The organism is Enterobacter sp. CM29 (genome assembly GCF_013179605.1).
Taxonomy (GTDB): domain Bacteria; phylum Pseudomonadota; class Gammaproteobacteria; order Enterobacterales; family Enterobacteriaceae; genus Enterobacter; species Enterobacter intestinihominis.
Genome location: NZ_JABMCU010000052.1, coordinates 1 through 23,168, shown reverse-complemented (window position 1 = coordinate 23,168; position 23,168 = coordinate 1). Strand labels below are relative to the sequence as shown.

The 23,168-nt window shown below is 57.7% G+C and carries 22 protein-coding genes; 14 read left to right on the top strand and 8 right to left on the bottom strand.

Features of this window, described 5'->3' with window-relative positions; all coding sequences use genetic code 11:
* The 7 genes from pepP to HP459_RS08955 form a co-directional block, all read left to right on the top strand.
* A partial coding sequence (gene pepP / locus HP459_RS08985; protein WP_171936128.1) for a Xaa-Pro aminopeptidase occupies window positions 1-970 on the top strand: 970 nt, incomplete at its 5' end.
* Entirely contained in the window at window positions 967-2,145 is a 1,179-nt protein-coding gene (gene ubiH, locus HP459_RS08980; protein WP_171936127.1) for a 2-octaprenyl-6-methoxyphenyl hydroxylase, read from the top strand. The genes pepP and ubiH, both read left to right, overlap by 4 nt.
* A gap of 12 nt (window positions 2,146-2,157) precedes the next feature.
* Window positions 2,158-3,360 (top strand): FAD-dependent 2-octaprenylphenol hydroxylase, encoded by a 1,203-nt coding sequence (gene ubiI, locus HP459_RS08975; RefSeq protein WP_022649317.1) that lies wholly within the window; start codon window positions 2,158-2,160, stop codon window positions 3,358-3,360.
* A gap of 397 nt (window positions 3,361-3,757) precedes the next feature.
* On the top strand, window positions 3,758-4,852 hold the full coding sequence (gene gcvT, locus HP459_RS08970) for a glycine cleavage system aminomethyltransferase GcvT (RefSeq protein ID WP_003860107.1): 1,095 nt from the start codon (window positions 3,758-3,760) through the stop codon (window positions 4,850-4,852).
* Window positions 4,853-4,875: 23 nt separating this feature from the next.
* The gene (gcvH, locus tag HP459_RS08965; RefSeq protein ID WP_006811885.1) at window positions 4,876-5,265 is read left to right on the top strand and encodes a glycine cleavage system protein GcvH; all 390 of its coding nucleotides are present in this window, start codon (window positions 4,876-4,878) and stop codon (window positions 5,263-5,265) included.
* A 127-nt stretch (window positions 5,266-5,392) separates the two neighbouring features.
* The gene (gene gcvP, locus HP459_RS08960; protein ID WP_171936126.1) at window positions 5,393-8,266 is read left to right on the top strand and encodes an aminomethyl-transferring glycine dehydrogenase; all 2,874 of its coding nucleotides are present in this window, start codon (window positions 5,393-5,395) and stop codon (window positions 8,264-8,266) included.
* A 70-nt stretch (window positions 8,267-8,336) separates the two neighbouring features.
* Complete coding sequence (locus HP459_RS08955) at window positions 8,337-9,080, top strand: SDR family oxidoreductase (RefSeq protein WP_023306889.1); 744 nt, start codon at window positions 8,337-8,339, stop codon at window positions 9,078-9,080.
* A 2-nt stretch (window positions 9,081-9,082) separates the two neighbouring features.
* On the opposite strand, the gene HP459_RS08950 is transcribed toward HP459_RS08955, so the two are convergent.
* From HP459_RS08950 to HP459_RS08925, 6 genes are all read right to left on the bottom strand, one after another.
* The gene (locus HP459_RS08950; protein WP_032671457.1) at window positions 9,083-9,583 is read right to left on the bottom strand and encodes a protein disulfide oxidoreductase; all 501 of its coding nucleotides are present in this window, start codon (window positions 9,581-9,583) and stop codon (window positions 9,083-9,085) included.
* The gene (locus tag HP459_RS08945) at window positions 9,573-10,175 is read right to left on the bottom strand and encodes a DsbA family protein (protein WP_161177538.1); all 603 of its coding nucleotides are present in this window, start codon (window positions 10,173-10,175) and stop codon (window positions 9,573-9,575) included. The genes HP459_RS08950 and HP459_RS08945 overlap by 11 nt, the downstream gene beginning before the upstream one ends.
* A 1-nt stretch (window position 10,176) precedes the next feature.
* Entirely contained in the window at window positions 10,177-12,186 is a 2,010-nt protein-coding gene (locus HP459_RS08940) for a protein-disulfide reductase DsbD (protein ID WP_161177537.1), read from the bottom strand.
* A 48-nt stretch (window positions 12,187-12,234) separates the two neighbouring features.
* Window positions 12,235-12,594: a hypothetical protein gene (locus HP459_RS08935; RefSeq protein ID WP_022649310.1), complete on the bottom strand. Its 360-nt coding sequence runs from the start codon at window positions 12,592-12,594 to the stop codon at window positions 12,235-12,237.
* A 124-nt stretch (window positions 12,595-12,718) separates the two neighbouring features.
* Window positions 12,719-14,152, bottom strand: coding sequence for a 6-phospho-beta-glucosidase BglA (gene bglA, locus HP459_RS08930; RefSeq protein ID WP_063152119.1), 1,434 nt, complete (start codon window positions 14,150-14,152; stop codon window positions 12,719-12,721).
* A gap of 116 nt (window positions 14,153-14,268) precedes the next feature.
* Complete coding sequence (locus HP459_RS08925; RefSeq protein ID WP_022649308.1) at window positions 14,269-15,000, bottom strand: MurR/RpiR family transcriptional regulator; 732 nt, start codon at window positions 14,998-15,000, stop codon at window positions 14,269-14,271.
* Window positions 15,001-15,266: 266 nt separating this feature from the next.
* Here HP459_RS08925 and HP459_RS08920 point away from each other — a divergent pair, with 266 nt between their 5' ends.
* Entirely contained in the window at window positions 15,267-15,926 is a 660-nt protein-coding gene (locus tag HP459_RS08920; RefSeq protein WP_022649307.1) for a hemolysin III family protein, read from the top strand.
* Between the two features lie 111 nt (window positions 15,927-16,037).
* On the opposite strand, the gene ygfZ is transcribed toward HP459_RS08920, so the two are convergent.
* A complete protein-coding gene (ygfZ, locus tag HP459_RS08915) occupies window positions 16,038-17,018 on the bottom strand; it encodes a tRNA-modifying protein YgfZ (RefSeq protein ID WP_063152118.1) in 981 nt (326 codons plus the stop codon).
* 294 nt (window positions 17,019-17,312) lie between these two features.
* On the opposite strand from ygfZ, the gene sdhE reads away from it, so the two are divergent.
* Window positions 17,313-17,579 (top strand): FAD assembly factor SdhE, encoded by a 267-nt coding sequence (gene sdhE, locus HP459_RS08910; protein ID WP_003863437.1) that lies wholly within the window; start codon window positions 17,313-17,315, stop codon window positions 17,577-17,579.
* Entirely contained in the window at window positions 17,560-17,970 is a 411-nt protein-coding gene (locus HP459_RS08905) for a protein YgfX (RefSeq protein ID WP_171936125.1), read from the top strand. The genes sdhE and HP459_RS08905 overlap by 20 nt, the downstream gene beginning before the upstream one ends.
* 1 nt (window position 17,971) lies before the next feature.
* Here HP459_RS08905 and fldB read toward each other — a convergent pair whose 3' ends face one another.
* The gene (gene fldB / locus HP459_RS08900; RefSeq protein WP_023306886.1) at window positions 17,972-18,493 is read right to left on the bottom strand and encodes a flavodoxin FldB; all 522 of its coding nucleotides are present in this window, start codon (window positions 18,491-18,493) and stop codon (window positions 17,972-17,974) included.
* Between the two features lie 101 nt (window positions 18,494-18,594).
* Here fldB and xerD point away from each other — a divergent pair, with 101 nt between their 5' ends.
* The 4 genes from xerD to prfB all read left to right on the top strand — a co-directional run bounded on the left by xerD (window position 18,595) and on the right by prfB (window position 23,161).
* Entirely contained in the window at window positions 18,595-19,491 is an 897-nt protein-coding gene (gene xerD / locus HP459_RS08895; protein WP_003863442.1) for a site-specific tyrosine recombinase XerD, read from the top strand.
* Between the two features lie 28 nt (window positions 19,492-19,519).
* Window positions 19,520-20,233, top strand: coding sequence for a bifunctional protein-disulfide isomerase/oxidoreductase DsbC (gene dsbC / locus HP459_RS08890; protein ID WP_022649304.1), 714 nt, complete (start codon window positions 19,520-19,522; stop codon window positions 20,231-20,233).
* A gap of 5 nt (window positions 20,234-20,238) precedes the next feature.
* Window positions 20,239-21,972: a single-stranded-DNA-specific exonuclease RecJ gene (gene recJ, locus HP459_RS08885; protein WP_171936124.1), complete on the top strand. Its 1,734-nt coding sequence runs from the start codon at window positions 20,239-20,241 to the stop codon at window positions 21,970-21,972.
* 90 nt (window positions 21,973-22,062) lie between these two features.
* A protein-coding gene (gene prfB / locus HP459_RS08880) for a peptide chain release factor 2 (RefSeq protein WP_096147815.1) occupies window positions 22,063-23,161 on the top strand; the annotation gives its coding sequence in 2 pieces (ribosomal slippage) (window positions 22,063-22,137 and window positions 22,139-23,161; 1,098 coding nt in all).
* Window positions 23,162-23,168 lie beyond the last annotated feature (7 nt).

Below are 23,168 nucleotides of genomic sequence, written 5' to 3'. Positions count from 1 at the left end.
CTATCAACTGCTCAACGGCCTGGACGTGCTGTACCACGCGCAGGGTGAATACGCCTATGCGGATGAGATTGTTTTCACTGCGCTGGATAAGCTGCGTAAAGGCTCACGTCAGAATTTGTCTGCACCCGCAACCCTGACAGACTGGCGACCGGTGGTGCATGAGATGCGCCTGTTTAAGTCTGAAGAAGAGTTGAACGTGATGCGCCGCGCGGGCGAAATCAGCGCCCTGGCGCATACCCGCGCCATGGAAAAGTGCCGTCCCGGTATGTTCGAGTACCAGCTTGAAGGGGAAATTCACCATGAATTTAACCGTCACGGCGCGCGCTTCCCGTCCTATAACACCATCGTAGGCGGCGGGGAAAACGGCTGCATTCTGCACTACACCGAAAACGAAAGTGAACTGCGCGACGGCGATCTGGTGCTGATTGACGCCGGCTGTGAATATCAGGGTTACGCGGGCGACATCACCCGTACCTTCCCGGTGAACGGTAAATTCACCCCAGCGCAGCGTGAAATCTATGACATCGTGCTTGAGTCTCTGGAGACCGCGCTGACGCTGTTCCGCCCTGGCACCTCCATCCAGGAGGTTACGGGCGAGGTGGTGCGCATCATGATTACCGGGCTGGTGAAGGTTGGCATTCTGAAAGGCGATGTGGACACCCTTATAACCGAAAACGCCCATCGCCCGTACTTTATGCATGGCCTGAGCCACTGGCTGGGGCTGGATGTGCATGACGTGGGGGCATACGGTCCGGAACGTTCGCGCGTGCTGGAGCCTGGCATGGTGCTGACCGTTGAGCCGGGGCTGTACATCGCGCCGGATGCCGACGTGCCGGAACAGTACCGCGGGATCGGCATTCGTATTGAAGATGACATCGTCATCACCGAAACCGGTAACGAAAACCTGACCGCGACCGTGGTGAAAAAAGCCGACGACATCGAGGCGCTGATGGCGGCGGCACGCGGATGAGCGTAATCATTGTTGGCGGAGGCATGACCGGCGCTACTCTGGCGTTGGCTATTTCGCAGTTAACCCAGGGCCAGCTTCCGGTGCATCTGGTTGAGGCGGTCGCGCCGCAGGCGACCGATCATCCCGGTTTCGACGCCCGCGCTATCGCGCTGGCGCAGGGAACCTGTCAGCAGCTTGCGCGTATTGGGATCTGGCAGGCGATAGCGGATTGCGCAACGGCGATCGGCACCGTTCACGTCAGCGATCGCGGGCACGCCGGGTTTGTGACGCTGGATGCCCACGATTACCGGATCGAGGCGCTGGGGCAGGTTGTCGAGCTGCATGACGTAGGGCTGCGGCTGTTCCGTCTGTTACAGGACGCGCCTGGCGTCACGCTGCACTGTCCGGCGCGCGTCGCCAGCTTTAGCCGCCGTGACGAAGCCGTCAGCGTGACGCTGGACAACGGCACCATGCTGGAGGGGGAACTGCTGGTGGCGGCGGATGGTTCACGCTCCGCGATCGCCACGCAGTGCGGCGTCGAATTGCGCTCTGAACCCTATGGGCAGGTGGCGGTCATCGCTAACGTCTCTACGGCTGGCACGCATAACGGCAGGGCATTTGAGCGCTTCACGGAGCACGGCCCGCTGGCCATGCTGCCGATGTCGAACGGGCGCTGCTCGCTGGTGTGGTGCCATGCGCAGGACCGGGCCGATGAGGTTCTCTCCTGGTCCGACGAACGTTTTAGTTCCGAGCTGCAAAAAGCCTTCGGCTGGCGGCTTGGGCGTATCACCCAGGCCGGAAAACGCGTGGCCTATCCGCTCGCGCTGACGACCGCATCGCAGACTGTCTCCCATCGCGTCGCTCTGGCCGGCAACGCCGCGCAGACGCTGCACCCCATCGCCGGGCAAGGCTTTAACCTTGGCCTGCGCGACGTGATGAGCCTGGCTGAACTACTGGCGCAGACGTGGAGCGAACAACAGGATTGTGGCGCATACTCAGTGCTGAGCCATTACCAGAAACGACGTCAGGCGGACAAAGCGGCGACCATTGGCGTTACCGACGGTTTAGTCCACCTGTTTGCCAATCGCTGGGCACCGCTGGTTGCGGGTCGCAACCTTGGGCTGATGGCGATGGAACTGTTCATTCCGGCACGTGACGTGCTGGCGCAGCGGACTCTGGGTTGGGTCGCGCGTTAAGGAGTAATCACCGTGCAAAATGTTGATGTCGCCATTGTCGGCGGCGGAATGGTAGGACTGGCGCTGGCCTGTGGTTTACAGGGCAGCGGCCTGCGCGTGGCGGTGCTTGAGCAAAATGCGCCGCAGCCCGTGGCGCAGGATGCACCGCCGGAGCTGCGCGTCTCGGCGATCAATGCCGCCAGCGAAAAGCTACTGACGCACCTTGGCGTCTGGTCTGAAATCGTGGCGCTGCGTGCCAGCTGTTACCATGGCATGGAAGTGTGGGATAAAGACAGCTTCGGCCATATCGCGTTTGACGATGAAAGCATGGGCTACAGCCACCTTGGGCACATCGTTGAAAACGCGGTGATCCACCACGCGCTGTGGCAAAAAGCGCAGCAGTGCAGCGACGTCACGCTGATCGCACCGGCGAAACTTCAGCAGGTGGCGTGGGGCGAAAACGACGCGTTTATCACTCTTGAAAGCGGCGACATGCTGACCGCGCGGCTGGTAGTGGGTGCCGACGGCGCCAATTCCTGGCTGCGTAACAAAGCGGATATTCCGCTGACCTTCTGGGATTACCGTCATCACGCCCTGGTTGCCACAATCCGCACCGAAGAGCCGCATGGCGGCGTGGCGCGCCAGATTTTCCACAATGATGGCATTCTGGCCTTCCTGCCGCTTGCTGATCCGCATCTCTGCTCCATCGTCTGGTCTTTAGAGCCGGAGAAAGCGCAGCAGATGCAGGAGGCGACGCCGGACGCCTTTAATCAGGCGCTATGCGTGGCGTTTGATAACCGTCTGGGCCTGTGCACGCTTGAAAGCGAACGCCAGGCGTTTCCGTTAACCGGTCGCTACGCGCGTCAGTTTGCGGCGCACCGTCTGGCGTTGGTGGGGGATGCGGCGCATACGATTCATCCGCTGGCCGGGCAGGGGGTGAACCTCGGCTTTATGGACGCGGCCGAACTGGTTGAAGAGCTGCGTCGTCTGCATCGGGAAGGTAAAGATATTGGTCAGCATCTGTATCTGCGTCGCTACGAGCGCAGCCGCAAACACAGTGCGGCGATGATGCTGGCGGGTATGCAGGGCTTCCGCGAGCTATTTGCCGGAGCGAACCCGGCGAAAAAACTGCTGCGCGATATCGGCCTCAAACTGGCCGACACCCTTCCCGGCGTCAAACCGCAGCTTCTTCGTCAGGCAATGGGCCTTAACGATCTTCCCGACTGGTTACGTTAATCTCGATCCCCGTCACACTTTATTTTCCCGGCCTTCGCGCCGGGGAAATCTCCTCGTTTGAAATAATCTAATTTCACGTCATTTTTCGCATTAGAAAATCTAATCTTACTCTTTTTATGTTACGGAAATTCGGCCCGTTTTTCCGCACGAAATATCACCATCTGCTAAATCCTGTTAGCTCGATGTTAATTTTATGCGGGTTTAATCGCATTTTACCAGTGAATAACTCTGTAGGCTTTTCAGCGATTTTTGGTCATAAGCTAATGTGATGACCCGTTTTACCTTATGGTTAACCGCCGGTTTCGGTGGTAAGTTCAGGTAAAAGAGAACGTTTGCGTCGGCCCCCGATCGCGAGGTCGACACCGGGTTTCACGGTGAATTTTTCAACGAGGAAAAGATGGCTCAACAGACTCCTTTGTACGAACAGCACGTGTTATGCGGCGCTCGCATGGTGGACTTCCACGGCTGGATGATGCCGCTGCACTACGGCTCGCAGATTGATGAGCACCACGCGGTGCGCACCGATGCCGGTATGTTCGACGTGTCTCATATGACGATTGTCGACCTGCGCGGAAGCCGCACCCGGGAGTTTTTGCGTTATCTGCTGGCAAACGACGTCGCCAAACTAAAAACGCCGGGCAAAGCGCTCTATACCGGCATGCTCAATGCCTCTGGCGGCGTGATTGACGACCTCATCGTCTACTACTTCACCGAAGATTTCTTCCGCCTCGTTGTAAACTCCGCCACCCGCGAAAAAGACCTCTCCTGGATTTCCCAACACGCTGAACCCTACGCCATCGACATCACCGTTCGTGACGATCTGTCGCTGATTGCGGTGCAGGGGCCAAACGCCCAGGCGAAAGCCGCGTCTCTGTTCAGCGACGAGCAGCGCAAAGCAACCGAAGGCATGAAGCCGTTCTTCGGCGTGCAGGCGGGGGATCTGTTTATCGCCACCACCGGCTACACCGGTGAAGCGGGCTACGAAATTGCAATGCCAAACGAAAAGGCCGCCGATTTCTGGCGTGCGCTGGTGGAGGCGGGTGTGAAGCCTGCGGGCCTGGGCGCGCGCGATACGCTGCGTCTGGAAGCGGGGATGAACCTCTACGGTCAGGAGATGGACGAAGGCGTCTCACCGCTGGCGGCCAACATGGGCTGGACCATCGCGTGGGAACCGGCTGACCGTGATTTTATTGGCCGTGAAGCGCTGGAGATGCAGCGCGAGAAGGGCACTGAACAGCTGGTTGGCCTGGTGATGAAAGAAAAAGGCGTTCTGCGCGGCGAGCTGCCGGTGCGCTTCACCGATGCCGATGGCAATCATCGCGAAGGCGTGATCACCAGCGGAACGTTCTCCCCGACGCTCGGCTACAGTATTGCACTGGCACGCGTGCCAGCGGGGATTGGCGAAACGGCGGTGGTGCAGATCCGCAACCGCGAAATGCCGGTCAACGTGACCAAACCGATTTTTGTTCGCGCCGGTAAGCCGGTCGCCTAACTATTTTTATCAGGAGAACTTCAATGAGCAATGTGCCAGCAGAACTGAAATACAGTAAAGAACACGAGTGGCTGCGCAAAGAGGCGGACGGCACTTACACCGTTGGGATCACCGAGCACGCGCAGGAACTGCTGGGCGACATGGTGTTTGTTGACCTGCCGGAAGTGGGCGCAACCGTGAGCGCAGGCGACGACTGTGCGGTGGCGGAATCCGTTAAAGCGGCCTCTGACATCTACGCTCCGGTGAGCGGTGAAATTGTTGCCGTGAACGACGCGCTGAGCGACTCCCCGGAGCTGGTGAACAGCGAGCCTTATGAAGGCGGCTGGATCTTTAAGATCAAAGCCAGCGACGAAGCGCAGGTTGCCGCGCTGCTGGATGCGACCGCGTACGAAGCACTACTGGAAGACGAATAACGTTGTGCCGGATGGCGCTGCGCTTATCCGGCCTACAGATCTACGTAGGCCCGGTAAGCGTTAGCGCCACCGGGCAACAGCGTTACAGATAATTACGATTCACTGCACGTTTCAGGAACCATCGCTCATGACACAGACTTTAAGCCAGCTTGAAAACCGTGGCGCCTTCATTGAACGTCACATTGGGCCGGATGCTCAGCAACAGCAGGAGATGCTGAAGACAGTTGGCGCGGATTCATTAAACGCACTGATCGGCCAGATCGTGCCAAAAGACATCCAGCTTGCCACACCGCCGCAGGTAGGCGAGTCCACGACGGAGTTCGCCGCGCTGGCGGAGCTGAAGGCCATCGCCGGCCTTAACAAGCGCTATAAGTCTTACATCGGCATGGGCTACACCAACGTGCAGTTACCGCCGGTGATCCTGCGTAACATGCTGGAAAACCCGGGCTGGTACACCGCTTACACCCCGTATCAGCCAGAAGTCTCCCAGGGCCGTCTGGAAGCGCTGCTGAACTTCCAGCAGGTGACGCTGGATCTGACCGGTATGGATATCGCCTCTGCCTCGCTGCTGGATGAAGCCACTGCCGCCGCTGAAGCGATGGCGATGGCGAAGCGCGTGAGCAAGCTGAAAAACGCCAACCGCTTCTTCGTCGCGGCGGACGTGCATCCCCAGACGCTGGACGTGGTGCGCACCCGTGCGGAAACCTTCGGCTTTGAGGTGATTGTCGACGACGCTGACAAAGTGCTGGATCACCAGGACGTCTTCGGCGTGCTGTTACAGCAGGTGGGCACCACCGGGGAAGTGCATGATTACAGCGCGCTGATCGCCGAGCTCAAATCCCGTAAGGTTATTGTTAGCGTCGCCGCTGATTTTATGGCGCTGGTGCTGCTGACGGCGCCGGGTAAACAGGGCGCGGATATTGTCTTCGGCTCAGCGCAACGCTTCGGCGTGCCGATGGGCTACGGCGGCCCGCACGCGGCGTTCTTTGGCGCGAAAGATGAATTTAAACGTTCCATGCCAGGCCGTATTATCGGCGTATCGAAAGATGCCGCCGGTAACACCGCGCTGCGCATGGCGATGCAGACCCGCGAGCAGCATATCCGCCGCGAGAAAGCGAACTCCAACATCTGTACCTCGCAGGTGCTGCTGGCTAACATTGCCAGCTTATACGCGGTGTTCCACGGTCCGGCAGGTCTGAAACGCATTGCCAGCCGCATCCACCGTCTGGCCGATATCCTGGCCTGCGGTCTGCAACAGAAAGGTCTCAGACTGCGTCATGAGCACTACTTCGACACCCTGTGCGTCGAGGTGGCAGACAAAGCGGCCGTGCTGGCGCGCGCCGAGGCAGCACAAATCAACCTGCGCAGCGACATTCACAATGCGGTCGGTATTACGCTGGACGAAAGCACCACCCGTGACGATATCCTGACCCTGTTCAACGTATTGCTGGGTGACGCACAGGGTCTGGACGTTGATACGCTCGACAAAGAGGTTGCGCTCGACAGCCGCTCCATTCAGGAAAGCATGCTGCGCGACGACGCGATCCTGACTCACCCGGTGTTCAACCGCTATCACAGCGAAACCGAGATGATGCGTTACATGCACTCTCTGGAACGTAAAGATCTGGCGCTGAACCAGGCGATGATCCCGCTGGGCTCCTGCACCATGAAGCTGAACGCCGCGGCTGAGATGATCCCAATCACCTGGCCTGAATTCTCCGAGCTGCACCCGTTCTGCCCGACTGAGCAGGCGGAAGGTTATCACATGATGATCAACCAGCTCTCCGACTGGCTGGTGAAGCTGACCGGGTACGACGCGCTCTGCATGCAGCCGAACTCCGGTGCGCAGGGTGAATACGCCGGTCTGCTGGCGATCCGTCACTATCACGAAAGCCGCAACGAAGGCCACCGCGATATCTGTCTGATCCCAAGCTCTGCCCACGGTACCAACCCGGCTTCTGCCCAGATGGCAGGAATGGAAGTGGTGGTTGTGGCGTGCGACAAAAACGGCAACATCGATCTGGCCGACCTGCGCGCGAAAGCCGAGCAGGCAGGCGACAAACTCTCCTGCATCATGGTGACCTACCCGTCCACCCACGGCGTGTACGAAGAAACGATCCGTGAAGTATGTGAAGTGGTGCATCAGTTCGGCGGCCAGGTTTACCTCGACGGCGCGAACATGAACGCCCAGGTGGGCATCACCTCTCCGGGCTTTATTGGCGCGGACGTGTCGCACCTCAACCTGCATAAAACGTTCTGCATTCCGCACGGCGGCGGCGGCCCGGGCATGGGCCCAATCGGCGTCAAAGCGCACCTGGCACCGTTTGTGCCAGGCCATAGCGTGGTGCAGATTGAAGGCATGCTGACCCGTCAGGGCGCGGTCTCCGCGGCACCGTTCGGCAGCGCCTCTATCCTGCCAATCAGCTGGATGTACATCCGCATGATGGGCGCGGAAGGGCTCAAGCAGGCCAGCCAGGTGGCGATCCTCAACGCCAACTACATCGCAACACGTCTGAAAGACGCCTATCCGGTGCTCTACACCGGCCGCGATGGTCGCGTGGCGCACGAATGCATCCTCGATATTCGTCCTCTGAAAGAAGAGACGGGCATCAGCGAGCTGGATATTGCCAAGCGCCTGATCGACTACGGCTTCCACGCGCCAACCATGTCCTTCCCGGTTGCAGGAACGCTGATGGTTGAGCCGACCGAGTCTGAAAGCAAGGTGGAGCTGGATCGCTTTATCGACGCGATGCTGGCGATCCGCAGCGAAATCGACCGCGTGAAAGGCGGGGAATGGACGCTGGAAGATAACCCGCTGGTCAACGCGCCGCATACCCAGAACGAACTGGTGGTAGAGTGGAACCACGGTTATACCCGCGAGCTGGCTGTCTTCCCGGCAGGTGTAGCAAACAAATACTGGCCAACCGTGAAACGTCTTGATGATGTTTACGGCGACCGTAACCTGTTCTGCTCCTGCGTGCCGATGAGCGAATACCAGTAACGTTGTTCCTGTAGTAACGTAGGCCGGGTAAGGCGAAGCCGCCACCCGGCTTTTTTATTTGGAGAACAGAATGGCAATTGCATTGGTCACCGGCGCCAGCCGGGGTATTGGTAAAGCCACCGCGCTACAGCTGGCAAGCGAAGGCTACACCGTTGCGGTGAATTTTCATCACAACATCAAAGCCGCGACAGAGGTCATTAATCAGATCGTGGACGCGGGCGGTAAGGCCTTTGCCGTGCGCGCGGATATCAGCGATGAATCGCAGGTGATGGCGATGTTCGACAGCATCGATCGCGAAGGTGAGCCGCTCGCCGCGCTGGTGAACAACGCCGGGATTTTGTTTGAACAATCCTCCATCGAAAACCTCTCCGCTGAACGTATTAACCGCGTGCTGTCCACCAACGTCACTGGCTATTTTCTCTGCTGCCGTGAGGCGGTGAAGCGCATGTCGCATAAACACGGCGGCAAGGGCGGCGCGATTGTGAATGTCTCCTCGGCGGCCTCACGACTGGGCGCACCGGGGGAGTATGTGGATTATGCTGCCTCCAAAGGGGCCGTGGATTCCCTGACAACCGGCCTCGCGCTGGAGGTGGCGGCGCAGGGCATTCGCGTTAACTGCGTGCGGCCAGGCCTGATTTATACCGATATTCACGCCTCTGGCGGCGAGCCGGGGCGTGTGGATCGGGTGAAGTCGATGTTACCGATGCAGCGTGGCGGTCAGCCGGAGGAGGTCGCCCAGGCCATTACCTGGCTGCTGAGCGACAAAGCCTCCTATGTCACCGGTAGCTTCCTGGAGCTGGCTGGCGGGAAGTAACGCTACGACGCCAGCCACAGCCGCAGGCGCATTCCCCAGCCGCTGGTCCAGCCGGTGGTGATCGACTTCACTTCACCGTGAGAGATCACCACAAGCGTTGGCGTCACCTGAACGTCCCACTGATGCGCCAGTTCTCCGCTGGCGTCGTTGACCGTGGGCATCATCGCCTTCTTCTTTCTCATCCATGTTTCGAGCGTCGCGTTATCGCCCGAGCGCAGCGCAACCGACATCACGTTACCCCCGTCCGCGGCAATCGCCGCCACCGACGGCGTGGTGTAGCGGCAGACGCCGCACCATGTCGCCCAGACGTAGACCAGCAGCGGTCGCTCCTTACTCATGGCGATAAGATCGACGGGCTGACCGTCGAGGGTGTGCAGTGCCGTCGCGGAGAAATTCTGCGGCAGCGCGGGCTGGCGGAAATAGTCCACCGCCAGGCTCACGGCTACGCCAATCAGCAGCCACACGGCCAGCTCGCGCAGCAGGCGCGGAAGCTTACTTGCCACGGGCGTTTGCCAGCTGTTCTTTGACCAGCCCCTCCAGATCGTCATACGGGATTGCGCCCGCCACCATCTGGTCACCGATGATGGTCGCCGGGGTGCCCTGAATATTCAGCACCTGCGCCAGGATCAGGTTCATCTTTACGCTGTCCATAGTTTTATCATCGGTTTGAATGCTGTCCGTCCCGGTCTTCACCTGCGCGGCGGCGATGCTGGCGTCATCGTGATAGCCCTTTTTCATCATCAGCCGCTGGTGTAGTGCCCAGAATTGATCCGGCGCCTGCTGCCACGTTGAGAGCGCCGCTTTCGCGGCATTTACCGAGCTTTGTCCCTTGAACGGCAGCAGTTTGATGATGAGCTGCACGTCGGGATTATCGTGCACGATTTTCTCCAGCATTGGGTCGAACTGCTTGCAATACGGGCAGTTGTAGTCTGTGAAGGAGACGATGGTGAGCTTCGGCGATGTCGCGCCGGTTCGCGGGCTGTTGGGGTCGTTAAACAGCAGTTTTGCCAGCTGGTCGTTGGAAGCGTCATCTGACGGTGCGGCGAAACCGAACGTTGATAACGACAGCAGAAGTAAGGCAACGAAGGTTCTCATGTTATTTTCCTTTTGCATCGGACAGGGTGCTCAGCACCGCTTCGCGGCTTAACAACGCAGGCAGCACGTGGCCCTGAGGTAATCCCGGTCCGTAGATCTGGTTAAACGGCACGGCGGCGCTGCCGCGCGTGGTTAAAAACTGGCTGATGGTATCTGAGGGGCGGCTCCAGTCGCCGCGCAGGGCGACAACGTCCGGGGCGGAGAGCGCGACCTGCACGTCGTCGCGCAGCAGTACGTTGTATTTATTGGCTTTACAGGTCACGCACCAGTCGGCGGTCACGTCGACGAACACCCGTTTGTTCTCCGCTAGCGCGCGGATAATGGCCTGCTCGCTGAGCGGCTGCCAGTGAATACGATCGCGGCGGGAGCCCTCGCCGCCGGAGCCGGAAACAAACGCGACTACCCCGGCCACCAGTACAGCTAATACCCCGGCGCGCAGTGCCGTTTGCCAGCGGTAGCGCCAGGCGGTGACCAGCAGCAGCGCAAGGATCAGTAGCACGCCCAGCGTAATGACCGGCAGGCTGCCAATGTGCACCGTCAGCAGGCTCAGCAGCCAAAGCGATGAGCCGAGCATCATCATCCCCAGCACTACGCGTACAACGTTCATCCAGCGCCCCGGACGCGGCAACCGCTGGGCCAGCCCCGGCCAGGCCGCCACCAGCAGCCACGGCAGGCTCATGCCGATACCCATCGCCAGGAAGATCCCCCACAGCAGGGGAAGCGGCGCCGCCAGCGCGACCGAGACCGCCGTCCCCAGGAACGGTGCGGTGCAGGGTGTCGCCAGCAGCGTGGCAAACGCGCCTTGCCAGAAATGACCCGCAAGCCCGTTGCCGCCGCGCGTGGCGAGGAAGGTGCTGGCGCCGGAAGGGAGACGGATTTCAAACAACCCCAGCAGGCTGGCGCTGAAAAGCACCATCACCAGCGCCATCGCACCAATAAACCACGGGTTCTGGAACTGGATCCCCCAGCCGAGCGCCTGATTGCCTAAGCGTAATACCGTCATCATCAGCGCCAGTGCGAGGAACGAGATCACGATCCCGGCTACCGATGCAAGAAACTGCCTGCGCACCTGACCCCGCGCCTGCCGTTCGGTTTGCATCAGCGTGCCCAGCTTCATGGCCAGCACGGGCAGTACGCAGGGCATAACGTTGAGGATCAGACCGCCAGCAAGCGCCATCAGCAGCACCCAGCCTAACGGGAGCGTCGGCGCGGCGTTCCCCGGCTGAATGCTCAGGCTGGACTCCTGCGCCTGCCCGCTATCGGCCAGAACCAGTGACAGGGTTTTGCCGCTGAGGTTGGGCGCGGCCTCGCCCCAACTGTCCGTCACGGGCACGGTGGCGACCAGCGAATCACCGCGCACGGTGAGGGCCGGTTTGCCGAAATCAACATCATCCATACCGTCGATAAACAGCGATGGCGCCTGCCAGCCTGCGTCACGCTGCGCCGTTACGGTCAGCTTGCCGGGGGCATAGGTGGCGTTAAGCATTGAGGTCAACCCGCCGCTGAGCGGAAGGGTGCCCATGGCCCGACTGAAATCGTAATCAAAACCGGCACCTGCGGATGCGGTCATGTTCAGTGAAAACGGGTAGTCGGTAAGAATACAGACGTTGCTACAGGTGGAAAGCGTCAGCACGCCGCTCAGGATCGTCGGGACGTCGCCCCGCAGAGTGAGGGGAAAGCTGACATCGCCGTGATAGCCCTGCGTGGTGATACCCGCGACGTCGAAACGCTGCGGCACAGGCCAGCGCCAGATCGCCTCGACGGGCTGATGCCATTTAATCGCGGGTGCGACGCCGCCTTCGCCCGGCGAGCGCCAGTAGGTTTTCCAGCCTTTTTGCAGGGCGACGTCCAGCAGCAGGCGGGTTTCGCCAGTGCTTTCAGGTTGCGCACGCAGCCTGACGCTGGCGTGCTGATTATCGGCGGCGCGCAGCCAGCCGCTGTCGGCAGCCTGGCTGAGGGGCAGCCATAGCCAAAGCAGGCAGACCAGCAGTCGCCTGAATACAGTAAACATAAATTTTCTCCGTAAATGATGAATTAACCTGAAGTAACAGGCGAAGGCTCATTCACGGAAGACGCATAATCGCAGATGCACCCTTAACCGGGGCGGGGAGATAACGCGGGGAGGCCACTGCCGTTCGCGGCGCGGTGGACTGGCTGCCAGCAACGCCAGCAGCAGGGTGACGGCAATCAGGGCGCCTTCAAACAAAACAGGCGGGACCGACATCAGCGACTTGGCGCTTAGCTCACACGGGGTTACCGGTGCGTCGGCACTCTCCTGCCCCTGCTGAACAGACTGGCTTGTGGCGGTGACGTTCATGACAAGCGCGTGCATCCCGGCCATCCGCTGGGCGGTACATATCAGTACCACCAGGCAGGCCAGGGCTACAAGCAGGATAGCGTTGCGTTGTCGCTTAATCATGTTCGCCTCAAATATTCAGGATGCCTATATTATCGGGCGAACATATTTTGGCAACGCAAAAGCTGTAAAGAAGTGTCTGGAAGATAAGCAGTTTGCCCTCTCCGCTTGCAGAGAGGGCAAGCCATTACAGCGTTTCGCCGTTGCTGGCAATGACGGTTTTATACCACTCAAAGCTCTTCTTACGGGAGCGGGACATGTCACCGGTGCCGTCGTCGTGCTTGTTGACGTAGATAAAGCCGTAGCGCTTGCTGTACTGGCCGGTGGTGAAGGAGACGCAGTCGATGCAGCCCCACGGGGTGTAGCCCATCAGATCCACACCGTCCCAGGTCACCGCCTTCATCATCTCTTCCACATGGGCGCGCAGGTAGTCGATGCGGTAGTCATCGTTGATGCTGCCGTCCTCTTCCACCTTGTCGTAGGCGCCGAAACCATTTTCCACGATAAACAGCGGCTTCTGGTAGCGCTCGTACAGTTCACACAGTGAATAACGCAGGCCCACAGGGTCAATCTGCCAGCCCCAGTCGGACGCCTTGACGTGTGGGTTCGGCACGCTGCCCTCGAAGCCGGAAATGGCATCACCGGTGCCGCCTTCCGCTTTGACCGCGTTGGTCATGTAGTAGCTGAAACCTAAGTAATCGCAGGTGCCTTCACGCAGGATCTGCTCGTCGCCTGCTTCCATTTTGATGGAGAAGCCACGGCGTTCCCACTCGTTCAGCACGTAAGACGGGTAGTAGCCGCGCAGCTGTACGTCGGTAAAGACGTAGCGCTCGCGCATGGATTCCTGAGCAAACATGACATCTTCTGGCTTGCAGGAGTATGGATAGAGCGCCACCATCGCCAGCATGCAGCCGACTTTCATCTCCGGGTTAATGCGGCGGGCGGCTTTCACCGCCAGCGCGCTGGCCACGAACTGGTGGTGCAGCACCTGGTACATGGTCTCTTCCGGGTTGTCGTGCTCGGTATAGACCACGCCAGAGCAGCAGTAGCCGAACAGCGGCGCACGCCAGTTGCGCTGGTTGTTGATTTCGTTGAAGGTCATCCAGTATTTGACCTTATTTTTGTAGCGCTCAAATACCACTTCCGAGAAGCGTACAAAGAAATCGACTACTTTACGGTTGGTCCATCCGCCGTATTCCTGAATGAGGTGCAGCGGCATTTCAAAGTGGGAGAGGGTGATCACCGGCTCGATGTTGTACTTCAGCAGTTCATCGAACATGTCGTCGTAAAACTTCAGCCCCTCTTCGTTTGGCTGAGTTTCGTCGCCTTTCGGGAAGATGCGCGTCCAGGCGATAGAGGTACGGAAACATTTGAAGCCCATCTCGGCAAACAGCTTGATGTCTTCTTTGTAATGGCCGTAAAAGTCGACGGCTTCGTGGTTCGGGTAATATTTGCCTTCAATCACTTCCTGCGTGATTTCACGCGGAACGCCGTGTGCGCCGCCGGTGAGCACGTCGCAAATGCTTGGCCCTTTGCCGCCTTTGTTCCAGCCGCCTTCAACCTGGTGCGCCGCCACCGCGCCGCCCCATAAAAAATCTTTCGGTAAAGTGAGTTTTTTCATCTTTGCTATTCTCAATTCAGGACTTAATGATTTCGAGTCTAGCAAAGCGGAAATAAATGTCACGATATAACATTTTGCGGAAATTGTAATTTGTCACATCAAAAAAACAGGATGTTTTATTCTGTTAATTTCTTCGCCAGTTTCCGGCCTAATGATTCCAGAATATAGATGACGGGAATTTGGGTGGTTATATCGTAAACGCCGCCTATGCGCGTTTGGGGGACATGCCAGGAGAGATTAAAGTCCGCCAGTTTCGCGAGACGAGAATGTTCGTGGCTGGTGACAGAGAGCACCTTGCAGCGATGCAGGCTGAACTGGCTGGCGAAGCGCAGGATTTCCTCGGTTTCTCCGGAGACGGAAAGTACAATGGCCAGTGCATTTTTAGCCATATCGTTAGTGACCGGGAAATAAGGATCGTCGATATGGTTGCTGAATTTCCCGATATTTGAAAAGAAACGTGCGCCATATTTTGCCAGCGATCCGGACGTGCCTGCGCCAACAAAAATAATTCGTTCAGATGATAAAATAATATCGACGGCTTTATCTAATAACGCATCGAACTCTTCGTTATTTACGCTTTTAAAGAAGCTGATAATTTCACTGGCACCAAAATTCGCCTGCTGCGGCTCGTTCTGCTCCAGATAGAGTTTAAAGCGCACCCGAAATTCCGAGTAGCCTTCGCAGTTGAGCTTTCGGCAGAAGCGCAGGATAGTAGTGGTAGAGACTCCCGCCGCATCCGCCAGCTCGCGGATGGTCATGTACATCACTTTGTCACGGTTCTTAATGACATAGTTGTAGACCATCATTTCCAGATTGTTGAGGCTGGCAATGGCGGAATGGCTGAACATACTCACAATGGCTAAACTCGCTGTCGGACACTATCCCTGAAGCATACCATGATGACGAAGGGTGAGAGACGGATTTATCTCCTTGATTACTCAGGTGTTAATGAAATCATTTACACCTGTGCGGTGGATTTATTTTGCATTATACTGATTTGTAAGGATAAATCTTGATTATGGATTTATTTTAGCTAACAGGTGTTCACTGGAATCATTCTCAGTTAGCATAGACTGGCGATGAATAATCATCTTTTGTTTTCCCGGAGTTAAGTATGGTGAGCAGACCATTAATCGCACAGGGATATTCGCTGGCTGAGGAAGTAGCCAACAGTATAAGCCATGGCATTGGCCTGGTGTTTGGGATTGTCGGCTTAGTATTGCTGTTGGTGCAGGCGGTAGATACCAACGCCAGCGCGATGGCCATTACCAGCTACAGCCTGTATGGCGGGAGTATGATCCTGCTTTTCCTTGCCTCAACGCTGTATCACGCTATTCCGCATCAACGGGCGAAGATATGGCTCAAGAAATTTGACCACTGCGCAATCTATCTTCTCATTGCAGGCACTTACACGCCATTTTTGCTGGTGGGGCTCAACTCACCGCTGTCGCGTGGCCTGATGATTGTAATCTGGAGCCTGGCGCTGCTGGGGATCCTGTTCAAGCTGACCATCGCGCACCGGTTCAAAGTGTTGTCGCTGGTCACCTATCTGACAATGGGCTGGCTGTCGCTGATTGTGGTGTATCAGTTAGCCATTAAGCTGGCGGTGGGGGGCGTGACGCTTCTGGCGGTGGGCGGAGTGATCTACTCGCTGGGCGTGATTTTCTACGTCTGCAAGCGTATCCCGTACAACCATGCCATCTGGCACGGCTTTGTGCTGGGCGGCAGCGTGTGCCACTTTCTGGCAATTTATCTGTATGTTGGGCAGGTGTAGTTTTTTTGTAAGGTGCGGTCTGATGCCCTCACCCCGACCCTCTCCCACAGGGAGAGGGAGAATATCAACACCGTAGGCCCGGTAAGCGCAGCGCCACCGGGCGATACAGCATCAATCTTCCAGAGAATACGGTAGCGGCTCAATGCTGAGCGTGTTTGCATCATCCCGCACGCGGAACACGCTGTCGGGCTCCATATCATTATTCATGACAACCTGCACCAGCAGGCGGCCATCATCGAGCTGGACGGCGGCTAACACGGTGCCGGTACGGCGCCAGTTTTCGCCCATCTTCATCTCGAGATCTTCACCCGCTTCCGGCACACGGCTGGCGTGACCAGCCAGCGTCCACAGGGCACGTTTGTTCGCGCCGCGGAATTTCGCACGCGCCACCATTTCCTGTCCGGTGTAGCAGCCCTTCTTAAAGCTGATACCACCCAGCGCCTGGATGTTTGTCGCCTGCGGGATAAACTGCGCGCTGTTTGCCGCGTCAATAACCGGCAGGCCCGCTTCGATGTTCAGCGCCAGCCACTGCTGGCTGTTGTTGAGCTGTGCTTCACCGCGCAGGGCGTCAGTGACGCGTTCCGCCGTTGCTTCGTCGGTTACCAGCAGGAAGCGCTCCGCCGGGTGTTCGAACCACAGAATGGAGGTCGCTCCCTCGCTGACCAGCTGTTTTTCAGCATCCGGCAGCTCGGCAAACAGGTTTTTCAGCGCTGCACGCGCCTGGAAACCCGCTACCCCCAGCAGAATGTGTTCATCGTCCGGGGCGATGGTGACTTTAGAAAAGACCGCGTATTTTTTCAGCTCTTTAAGCTGGGCGTCACGCAGGCTGCGACGCTCAATGAAGGCGAATCCGTCCTGACGGCGGAACAGACGCAGGTTGCTCCACATTTTGCCTTTTGGATCGCAATGCGCGGCCAGCAGATGCTGGTGCTCAGTCAACTGCGCCACGTCCGCCGTGACCTGGCCTTGCAGGTATTTTTCGCTGTCCGCACCGGTCAGTGTCGCCAGTGCCCAGTCATCAAGAGTAATCAGCGTCAGCGGCAGACGCGCAGAGGCGGCGGGCTGGCGAGGAGAAAATGGTGTAAATGCCATAGTGATGTCCTGAATTGCTTAACGCTTTGATAATACCTAATGGTAAAAGAGACTGTATTCAATGCAAGCGCTTTCAGCAGGCCATTCGTGCCATTACGCGGTTATGCGTGGCGCTACGCAAAATAGTGTAATCCGCTGTCTTTATAAGGATTATTCAGGAAGCCTGCTCGAGGTTCGCAATATTCCAGTAAAGAAACGGTCAAAAACACGTTACACTAGCAGGTGTTCCCGAAGAGCAATAATGAATACCGAACGGGATACCGACTGTGCCAAACGTAATGCAGGAAACAGAACATGGATATTAACAACAAGGCCCGTATTCACTGGGCGTGCCGTCGCGGCATGCGTGAACTTGATATCTCCATCATGCCTTTCTTCGAGTATGAGTACGACAGCTTAAGCGATGACGATAAGCGCCTGTTTGTCCGTCTGCTTGAGTCCGACGATCCGGATTTATTCAACTGGCTGATGAATCACGGCAAGCCCGCCGACACCGAGTTGCAACGGATGGTGCAATTAATTCAAACACGGAATCAGGAACGTGGTCCTGTGGCAATCTGATCTTCGCGTCTCGTGGCGCTCACAGTGGATGTCCTTACTGCTCCACGGTCTGGTCGCGGCAATGGTGTTATTGGTGCCGTGGCCGCTAAGCTATACCCCTCTGTGGCTGCTTTTGCTGTCGTTTGTAGTGTTTGACAGCGTGCGCAGCCAGCGTCGAATCAACGCCCGTCAGGGTGAGATTAAGCTGCTGATGGATTCTCGCCTGCGCTGGCAGGGAAAAGAGTGGGAAATGATAGGGACGCCGTGGATACTCAACACCGGGATGATGCTACGGCTGCGTCGGGTCGAGGACAATCGTCGCCAGCACCTGTGGCTGGCAGCAGACAGTATGGATCCTGCGGAGTGGCGAGATCTGCGCCGGTTGATCGTGCAACAGCCGACGCAGGAGTAAATCAGCTGAACTGCTCGGCCATCTCACCCAGAATCTGCTCGCACCAGTTCTGGAGGCGCTCGTCGCTAAGATCGTACTGGTTGGTTTCATCCAGCGCGAGCCCGACAAACAGCTGACCGTCGGCAATAATCGGTTTTTGACTGGTGAACTCATAGCCTTCCGTAGGCCAGTAGCCGATAAAGGTCGCGCCCTTTGGGGCCAGTTTGTCGTGCAGCATGCCGAGTGCGTCAAGGAACCACTCCCCGTAGCCCAACTGGTCGCCCATGCCGTACATCGCAATGATTTTGCCTTCAAAATTGACTGAATCGAGCTGATCCCAGATGGCTTCCCAGTCTTCCTGAATCTCACCAAAGTCCCAGGTAGGGATACCCAGAATCAGCACATCGTACTGCTCCATCAAGGCAACCGCGTCATCTTTCAGGTTATGCAACGTCACCAGTTCCGGGCCAATAATGTCGCGAATTTTCTCCGCCGCCATTTCGGTGTAGCAGGTGCTGGAACCATAGAACAGACCAATATTCATCGCGTAACTATCTCAATTCTTGCTATGACTTTGCGCGTAGTGTACCAGAAACCGATGGCAATCAGGCATAATGGCCAGATTGCAGAACCATAGGGGTTGATGTGGAAAAGGATCTCGCACTCATCGAACAGTTTCTCGACGCGCTGTGGCTGGAGAAAAACCTCGCTGAAAATACGCTTAGCGCCTATCGTCGGGATCTCACTCTGCTGGTCGAGTGGCTGGCGCACCGGGGTCTGACGCTTGAAAGCGCACAAAGCGATGACCTGCAAGGGTTACTGGCTGAGCGGATGGAAGGGGGGTACAAAGCCACCAGCTCCGCACGTCTGCTGAGCGCCATGCGCCGCCTGTTCCAGCACCTTTACCGCGAGAAGATCCGCGCGGATGATCCCAGCGCACTGCTGGCATCGCCTAAACTACCTCAGCGGCTGCCAAAAGATCTCAGCGAAGCGCAAGTTGAGAGATTATTACAGTCGCCCGCAGTTGACCTTCCGCTGGAGTTACGCGATAAAGCCATGCTTGAACTATTGTATGCCACGGGCTTGCGCGTTTCTGAACTGGTGGGCCTGACGATGAGCGATATCAGCCTGCGTCAGGGCGTGGTGCGCGTTATCGGTAAAGGGAACAAAGAACGGCTGGTGCCGCTGGGTGAAGAGGCGGTCTACTGGCTGGAGACGTATCTGGAACACGGGCGTCCGTGGCTGCTGAACGGCGTCTCCATAGATGTATTATTCCCGAGCCAGCGCGCGCAGCAGATGACGCGACAAACGTTCTGGCATCGCATTAAACATTACGCCACACTGGCGGGTATTGACAGTGAGAAGCTGTCGCCGCACGTTTTGCGTCACGCCTTCGCGACGCATCTGTTAAACCACGGCGCGGATTTACGCGTGGTGCAGATGTTGCTTGGACACAGCGATCTTTCAACGACGCAAATATACACCCATGTCGCGACGGAACGCCTGCGGCAGCTACACCAACAGCACCACCCTCGCGCGTGAGTGCCGACGAATTGTTACAGGATCATATATGAAAAAGTCTTTAGCGCTGTTCACCCTGCTGGCAGCTTCGGTTTCCGGTTTTGCCCATGCGGATGATGCCGCCATTAAACAGTCTCTGACGAAACTCGGCGTCGCCAGCAGCGAGATCCAGCCAGCGCCGGTGGCTGGCATGAAAACGGTGCTGACCAACAGCGGCGTGCTGTACGTGACCGAAGACGGAAAGCACATCATTCAGGGGCCAATGTACGACGTGAGCGGTGCGCAGCCGGTGAACGTCACCAACCAGCTACTGATGAAAAACCTGAATGCGCTCGAAAAAGAGATGATTGTCTACAAAGCGGCGCAGGAAAAGCACGTCATTACCGTCTTCACCGACATCACCTGCGGCTACTGCCACAAGCTGCATGAAGAGATGAAAGACTACAACGCGCTGGGCATTACCGTGCGTTACCTGGCCTTCCCACGCGCTGGCGTGCAGAGCCAGCCTGAGCAGGATATGAAAGCGATCTGGTGTGCGAAAGACCGCAACAAGGCCTTTGATGATGCGATGAACGGTAAAGGCGTGAAGCCCGCCTCCTGCGATATCGACATCGCTAACCACTACGCGCTGGGCGTACAGTTTGGCGTGAGCGGTACGCCAGCCATTGTGCTGAGCAACGGCTATGTGGTGCCGGGCTACCAGGGGCCAAAAGAGATGAAAGCGTTCCTCGACGAACACCAGAAACAGACGGGTGGTAAATAATTCGCGTGAAAGCCCCGATAAAACTGCGCCGCCGCGATGCGGTTGAAACCGCGGATTTACCAGATACGCTTCCGCTGCTGTTAAAGCGGTTGTACGCCAGCCGTGGCGTGCGTACGGCAAGCGATCTTGAGCGCAGCGTCAAAGGCATGCTGCCCTGGCAAGCACTGAGTGGCATCGAAAAAGCGACTGAAATGCTCTACGACGCGTTCCGTGACGGGACGCGGATTGTCGTGGTGGGTGATTTCGATGCCGACGGCGCAACCAGTACCGCGCTGAGCGTACTCAGCCTGCGTGCGCTGGGCTGCGATAACGTGGCTTACCTGGTGCCGAACCGGTTTGAAGACGGCTACGGCCTCAGCCCGGAAGTGGTCGATCAGGCCCATGCCCGTGGTGCACAGATGATCATGACCGTGGATAACGGGATCTCTTCTCATGCGGGGGTCGATCATGCCCATGCGCTGGGGATCCCGGTACTGGTCACCGATCACCACCTGCCAGGAGAAACCCTGCCAGACGCTGAAGCCATCATTAACCCGAACCTGCGCGACTGCGATTTCCCGTCGAAATCGCTGGCCGGAGTAGGGGTGGCGTTTTATCTGATGCTGGCGTTACGCACGTTGCTGCGTGATAAGGGCTGGTTCGAATCGCGCGGGATTGCCGTGCCGAATCTTGCGGAGTATCTCGATCTGGTGGCGCTGGGAACCGTGGCGGACGTGGTGCCGCTCGATACCAATAACCGTATTCTCACCTGGCAGGGCTTGAGCCGCATTCGGGCGGGCAAATGCCGTCCGGGGATCAAGGCGCTGCTGGAAATTGCCAACCGCGATCCGCTGAAGCTTACGGCAAGCGATTTGGGTTTTGCCCTCGGCCCGCGCCTGAACGCGGCGGGGCGGCTGGACGATATGTCGGTTGGCGTTGCGCTGCTCCTGTGCGACAACATCGGCGAAGCGCGCGTGCTGGCCAGTGAGCTGGACGCACTCAACCAGACCCGTAAAGAGATTGAGCAGGGGATGCAGGCCGAAGCGCTGACCCTGTGCGAAAAGCTGGAGCGCAGCGGTGACACCCTGCCGGGCGGGCTGGCGATGTATCACCCCGAATGGCACCAGGGCGTGGTGGGCATTCTGGCATCGCGTATTAAAGAGCGTTTCCACCGCCCGGTGATCGCGTTCGCCCCCGCCGGGGACGGCACGCTGAAAGGCTCCGGTCGTTCCATTCAGGGGCTGCATATGCGCGATGCGCTGGAGCGTCTCGACACGCTTCATCCGAACCTGATGATTAAGTTCGGCGGCCACGCGATGGCGGCAGGCCTGTCGCTGGAAGAGGCGAAGTTCGACGAGTTCCAGCGTCTGTTTGGCGAACTGGTCACCGAGTGGATCGATCCGTCTCTGTTGCAGGGTGAAGTGGTTTCTGACGGCGAGCTTTCTCCGGCTGAAATGACCATGGAGGTGGCGCAGATGCTGCGCGATGCTGGCCCATGGGGGCAGATGTTCCCGGAGCCGCTTTTCGACGGACGTTTTCGTTTGCTGCAACAGCGCATCGTGGGCGAACGCCATCTCAAAGTGATGGTGGAACCGGTCGGCGGCGGGCCGCTGCTCGACGGCATCGCCTTTAACGTTGATACCTCCATCTGGCCGGACAACGGCGTGCGCGAGGTTGAGCTGGCCTATAAGCTGGATATTAACGAGTTCCGCGGTAACCGCACCCTTCAGATCATCATCGACAATATCTGGCCAATTTAGCGTCAGTAATCTCTATAAAAAAGGGCGTGGATTCGGTACAATCCCGCTCTTATCACCGCATTTTGACAAGCTCATAAAAGAAAACAGACCATGTTTGAAATTAATCCGGTAAAAAACCGCATTCAGGACCTCACGGAGCGCTCTGACGTTCTTAGGGGGTATCTTTGACTACGATGCCAAGAAAGAGCGTCTCGAAGAAGTAAACGCCGAGCTGGAACAGCCGGACGTCTGGAACGAACCTGAACGCGCGCAGGCGCTGGGTAAAGAACGTTCCTCCCTCGAAGCCATCGTAGATACGCTGGATCAAATGGCGCAGGGTCTGGAAGATGTTTCTGGGCTGCTGGAGCTGGCTGTCGAAGCCGACGACGAAGAAACCTTTAACGAAGCCGTGGCAGAGCTTGACGTGCTGGAAGAGAAGCTGGCGCAGCTGGAATTCCGTCGCATGTTCTCCGGCGAATACGACAGCGCTGACTGCTATCTCGATATTCAGGCAGGCTCTGGCGGTACCGAAGCGCAGGACTGGGCCAGCATGCTGATGCGCATGTACCTGCGCTGGGCTGAAGCGCGCGGTTTCAAAACCGAGATTATCGAAGAGTCCGAAGGTGAAGTGGCGGGTATCAAGTCCGTCACCATTAAGATTATTGGCGATTACGCCTACGGCTGGCTGCGTACTGAAACCGGCGTTCACCGCCTGGTGCGTAAGAGCCCGTTCGATTCCGGTGGCCGTCGCCACACCTCCTTCAGCTCCGCGTTTGTCTACCCGGAAGTGGATGAGGATATCGATATCGACATCAACCCGGCTGACCTGCGCATCGACGTGTACCGCGCATCCGGCGCGGGCGGTCAGCACGTTAACCGTACGGAATCTGCGGTGCGTATTACCCACATTCCAACCGGGCTGGTAACACAGTGCCAGAACGACCGTTCCCAGCATAAGAACAAAGACCAGGCCATGAAGCAGATGAAAGCGAAGCTTTATGAGCTGGAGATGCAGAAGAAAAATGCTGAGAAGCAGGCGATGGAAGACAACAAGTCCGACATCGGCTGGGGCAGCCAGATCCGTTCTTACGTCCTTGATGACTCCCGCATCAAAGACCTGCGTACTGGGGTTGAAACCCGTAACACGCAGGCGGTGCTGGACGGCAGCCTGGATCAATTTATCGAAGCAAGTTTGAAAGCAGGGTTATGAGGAACCA

Excerpts from the sequence above, each read along its gene's own strand:
- gcvP (WP_171936126.1), top strand. The coding sequence starts at position 5,393 with ATGACACAGACTTTAAGCCAGCTTGAAAACCGTGGCGCCTTCATTGAA.
- ubiH (WP_171936127.1), top strand. The coding sequence starts at position 967 with ATGAGCGTAATCATTGTTGGCGGAGGCATGACCGGCGCTACTCTGGCG.
- dsbC (WP_022649304.1), top strand. The coding sequence starts at position 19,520 with ATGAAAAAGTCTTTAGCGCTGTTCACCCTGCTGGCAGCTTCGGTTTCC.
- sdhE (WP_003863437.1), top strand. The coding sequence starts at position 17,313 with ATGGATATTAACAACAAGGCCCGTATTCACTGGGCGTGCCGTCGCGGC.
- fldB (WP_023306886.1), bottom strand. The coding sequence starts at position 18,493 with ATGAATATTGGTCTGTTCTATGGTTCCAGCACCTGCTACACCGAAATG.
- bglA (WP_063152119.1), bottom strand. The coding sequence starts at position 14,152 with ATGAAAAAACTCACTTTACCGAAAGATTTTTTATGGGGCGGCGCGGTG.
- HP459_RS08935 (WP_022649310.1), bottom strand. The coding sequence starts at position 12,594 with ATGATTAAGCGACAACGCAACGCTATCCTGCTTGTAGCCCTGGCCTGC.
- ygfZ (WP_063152118.1), bottom strand. The coding sequence starts at position 17,018 with ATGGCATTTACACCATTTTCTCCTCGCCAGCCCGCCGCCTCTGCGCGT.
- HP459_RS08920 (WP_022649307.1), top strand. The coding sequence starts at position 15,267 with ATGGTGAGCAGACCATTAATCGCACAGGGATATTCGCTGGCTGAGGAA.
- gcvT (WP_003860107.1), top strand. The coding sequence starts at position 3,758 with ATGGCTCAACAGACTCCTTTGTACGAACAGCACGTGTTATGCGGCGCT.
- HP459_RS08955 (WP_023306889.1), top strand. The coding sequence starts at position 8,337 with ATGGCAATTGCATTGGTCACCGGCGCCAGCCGGGGTATTGGTAAAGCC.
- gcvH (WP_006811885.1), top strand. The coding sequence starts at position 4,876 with ATGAGCAATGTGCCAGCAGAACTGAAATACAGTAAAGAACACGAGTGG.
- HP459_RS08945 (WP_161177538.1), bottom strand. The coding sequence starts at position 10,175 with ATGAGAACCTTCGTTGCCTTACTTCTGCTGTCGTTATCAACGTTCGGT.
- HP459_RS08925 (WP_022649308.1), bottom strand. The coding sequence starts at position 15,000 with ATGTTCAGCCATTCCGCCATTGCCAGCCTCAACAATCTGGAAATGATG.
- HP459_RS08940 (WP_161177537.1), bottom strand. The coding sequence starts at position 12,186 with ATGTTTACTGTATTCAGGCGACTGCTGGTCTGCCTGCTTTGGCTATGG.